Raw genomic sequence first — 4,133 nt, forward strand, 5'->3', positions numbered from 1 at the left:
CGTCGATGATCTCTTCCGCGCCAATGACCACGGCATCTGCGGTACTCCCATGACCCCGAACGGGCCGGGCACCGACTGGCAGACCAACCTGCCGGTCGCGTTCGTGCACAAGGGGCCGTGCGCCTCGATCGACGGGGTGTGGGACGTGGACGGCGACGGCAGGGCGGAAGTCGTTTCTACCAGCGGCACGCCCGATGGGTTCCACTGGCGGCTGGATGTGCTGGATGCGGCCACCGGAGCGCGGAGGTGGAGCGCGGACCTGCCCGCCGGCAGCGACGACCGCGGCGACGGCAACTGGGACGGATATTTCCGTGCCATCGGCCCGTTCACGGCGCGCCTGCCGGATGGCGCGCAGCCCGCGCTGCTGGTGGGCATCGAGGCAGGCCACGACGAGCGGCCGCGCGGCGTGATCGCGCTCGATGCGCGCGATGGGCGCGAGTTGTGGCGCTACCTGACCGGCGCGACGCCGATCGCGCTGAACTTCCACATCGTCAACCTGGACGGCGACGGCCGGCAGGAGATCTGCCTGCTGGGCGCCGGGGTGACGAACCTGGAAGAGGGCGAAGACGTCGACGGGTTCCGCGACGACCACGCGCGGCTGTTCGTGGTTGGCGATGACGGCGCGCTGCGATGGCAGCGCGCGCTGGGCGCGGCGCCGGCCTCGGGGTGGGTCGAGCCGGTGGACCTGGATGCGGACGGGCGCAACGAGCTGGTGGTGGCGGCCTGGCTGACCGAGCTGGGCAGCGAGGCGTTGTTCGTGCTGGACGGCGACGGCGCGGTGCTGGCGTCGGCGCCGCTGGCGGCCCGGGCCCAGAGCCTGGTGGTCTGGGCGGTGGCGGTGGGCGGGCGCGACGGCGTGGCTGGTCCTTCGACGGCGCGGTGCGCGGTACACTGAGTCGCTCGCGGCCGATCACCGCCGGCCCGCTGGGCTGGACGGACGGCTCGGTGCAGGTGGCGCTGGTGGGGAATGTCGTGGGCGACGCGGCGCTCGAGGTGCTGCTGGGCGGGGCGGGCGGCTGGAACTGGCTGGTCGATGAGACACTCAAACCGCTGGCTCTGCTGCATGACCCCGACTTCCGGCCGCTGGGCGATGGCACCTATCTGCGGGGGATGCCGGGCGGCGAGCGGCGGCTGGTGGTGTTGGGGGGGCGGGGGCTCGCGAGTGCGGAGTTCGTGCTCGAGGAGAACCCGCGACGGGTGCCCTGGGAACTGATTGCGGCCGGCACGGCCACCGTGGGCGCGGCGGGCACGGCGTGGCGCTGGCGCCGGCGGCGGCTGACGCCCGCGGCGTTGAGGGCGCTGCGCCTGCAGCTGTTGGAGAGGCTGGTCGGTGAGAGGCACGGAGCGATCGGTCCCCTGACCGCGGCCGAGCGGCTGGCGGAGCGGCTGCTTGCCTCTTTCGCCAAGACGGGCGGCGACCGGGCGCTCCTCGAACAGCGCATCCGTGAACTCCTGCGGGAGATGCTCGACGTCGGCGTGCCACAGTTGGCGGCGGCGGCCGACGTGGCAGAGCTGGCGGGGCTGGATGAGAAGGAGTTGGGCGAGGCGCGCCAGGCGCTGGACGAACTGAAGGCATCTTTGCTGAAGATCGCGGACGACTGGGACGGGGCCACGCCGGCCGACGAAGCGGTGACGGCCTCCGCCGTTGCGCTCCGTCCCCTGGTGGAATCCGCGCGATTGCGCTTCCGCAACCTGTGCAAACTGGTTGCGGCCGATTTCGCGGCGTCGCCCGGCGCCATCCTGACGCGCTCGCTGGCCGCGCACGAAGACACCATCTCCCGAATGGGGGTGGAGGTCTCGTTGCCGGCCGACCCGATACCGGACTGCTTCATCGACGCGGAAGACCTGGCGTTCGTGCTGGACAACCTCGTCGAGAACGCGCTGCGCGCCATGGAACCGGCCACGCAGCGTCGGCTGGCCGTGGAATGGCGACCGGTCACCGACGTGATCGCCCTTCACGTGCAGGACAGCGGCGTCGGCATGACCGCCAGCGAAGCTGCGGCGGCGCTCGAGCCCGGCGAAGGCAAGCGCGCGGGCGGCGGCCGCGGGCTGCCCGGCAGCTGTGCGCGCCTGCGGAAGTACGAAGGCAAGCTGATCGTGGCCGCCACGGCGCCCGGTCAGGGCACGACGATGGTTCTCTATCTCAGAACGGCAAACACGGGCGCGGCATCGACTGCGCCGGGGGGCGACGCATGATCGACCACACGCCCGAGCCCGGACCGCGCTGCCGGGTCCTGATCGTCGACGACGACCCCGCCTTCAGCGGTGACATGACCCTGCTGCTCGGCGACCGGTTCGAGGTGACCGTTGCCGCCGACACGGCCGGCGCGCTGGCGAAGATCGCCGAGGCGCGGCCGGACGTGGTGCTGCTGGACATCACCCTAAAGGACGGCGTGGACGGCTTCGTCGCGCTGGCCAGGATCAAACCGTGGAGTCGCCGCAGGTGATCATGCTCACGGGCATGCAGGGCCCGGGCGCCGTGGGGTACAGGCCATCAAGGGCGGCGCCTTCCACTACGCCATGAAGGATGCGGACCCCGGCGAGGCTGGCGAACCCTGATCGGCCTGGCGTCCGAGCGGGCGGCGGCGAGCCGGCGGCTGGCGTCGCTGGAGACACAGCTGCGCCGGCTGGGCGGCGAGCTGGTCGTGTACGACCCGCTGATGCTGCGGATCATGAAGGACGTCGAGAAGGTGGCGCCCACCGCCGCCACGGTGCTGGTGGTCGGCGAGTCGGGCACGGGCAAGGAACTGGTGGCGCGGCGCGTGCATGAACTGAGCGCCCGCGCCGCCGGGCCCTTCGTGGCGATCAGCTGCGGGGCGGTTGCCGAGGCGCAGGCCGAGCTGGAGCTGTTCGGCCAGGTCAGGGGCGCCTTCCCCGAGTCAACGACGGTGCGCACCGGCTTTTTTGCGCGCGCGCAGGGCGGCACGCTGTTCCTGGACGAGGTGGGACGCGCGTCGCTGGCCCTGCAGGCGAAGCTGCTGCGGGTGCTGGAAACGCGCGAGTTCCTGCCGGTGGGCGCGGCCGCGCCGGTGCGCGCGGACACCCGCGTGGTGGCGTCGGCGAGCCATGACCTGCAGCAGATGTGCGACGAGGGCCGCTTCCTGAAGGAGTTGTTCTACCGGCTGAACGTGTTCAGCCTGGTACTGCCGCCGCTGCGAAAGCGGCGTGACGATATCGTGCCGCTGGCGGAGCACTTCCTGGAGGTGTTCGGGGCCGAGATGGGGCGCACGGGGCTGAAGTTCACCGCCGCGGCGAAGGAATTCCTGGTGCGCCACGAGTGGCGCGGCAATGTTCGGGATCTTCGCAATCGGGTGGAGCGGGCGGTGATCCTGACGGACGGTGACGAGGTGCACGTGGACGCTTTGCTCGCGACACACTTCGACCAGGGGATGACGATCACGGAGATGGATGCGGCGATCGAATCGGCCCGGGAGGATTATCTCGCCCGCCTGCATCGCGCGTACGCCGGGAACGTCACCAGGTCGGCGAAGGCGGCCGGGATCACGAGGGAGGCGATGTCGCGGTTGTTCAAGAGGTACGGCTTGAGCGAAGGGAACGGTTAGTCCGGGCCGCGAAGGGTGCTTGCCTGGTCAAGTCCGGAGTCTCGCGCGCCTCGAAGCACAACATTCCGATCGAGAGATCGGCGGCCACCCAGTCGCCCCACCTTCTCCATCCCCATCAGCACGACGCCGGCCGGGCCCGGCCCGGCGCAGCTGGATGGAGGTCAAGAGTGGAACGCTACATCGAGAAGAAGCGGGAGCGCCGGATCCGCGATTTCCGGCGCATGGTGGCGCGCGCCTATGAAGTCTTCAGGCGGAGCTTCGACGTACCTGCAGTCCTGTCAGAGAACGACTCCACGAGTTGACACCTGAAGATGTCTTCAGTTTCCGCCGTGGCGGAGCCCGTCGCTCGCCGAGCACACGACGCGCTGCTCCAAGCGGGTGCACACGGTTGCGGGAACCCTCGCCGGCACTGGGGCGATCGGACTTTGCAGGAAAGAAGCGGTGACGTGCTGGCGGGCCGTCGAGCAGCTGATCGAGGAAAGCTCCTTGACGACGCGCCGGGGCAGCGGTAGGTCAGGCGGCGGGTGTCTGGCTTGAGGATGGCGTATGTGAGGTTGCTGCCGGACGACG

The 4,133-nt window shown here is 70.6% G+C and carries 4 protein-coding genes; all 4 read left to right on the plus strand.

Annotated elements, in window-relative coordinates; all coding sequences use genetic code 11:
- On the plus strand, nucleotides 1–895 hold an 895-nt coding region (locus IPG61_20200; GenBank protein MBK6736341.1), incomplete at its 5' end, for a hypothetical protein.
- Entirely contained in the window at nucleotides 880–2,196 is a 1,317-nt protein-coding gene (locus tag IPG61_20205) for a sensor histidine kinase (protein MBK6736342.1), read from the plus strand. The genes IPG61_20200 and IPG61_20205, both read left to right, overlap by 16 nt.
- The gene (locus IPG61_20210; GenBank protein MBK6736343.1) at nucleotides 2,193–2,447 is read left to right on the plus strand and encodes a response regulator; all 255 of its coding nucleotides are present in this window, start codon (nucleotides 2,193–2,195) and stop codon (nucleotides 2,445–2,447) included. The genes IPG61_20205 and IPG61_20210 overlap by 4 nt, the downstream gene beginning before the upstream one ends.
- 198 nt (nucleotides 2,448–2,645) lie before the next feature.
- A complete protein-coding gene (locus IPG61_20215; GenBank protein ID MBK6736344.1) occupies nucleotides 2,646–3,563 on the plus strand; it encodes a sigma-54-dependent Fis family transcriptional regulator in 918 nt (305 codons plus the stop codon).
- Nucleotides 3,564–4,133 lie beyond the last annotated feature (570 nt).

The sequence above is a fragment of the bacterium genome (assembly GCA_016703265.1).
GTDB lineage: Bacteria > Krumholzibacteriota > Krumholzibacteriia > LZORAL124-64-63 > LZORAL124-64-63 > CAINDZ01.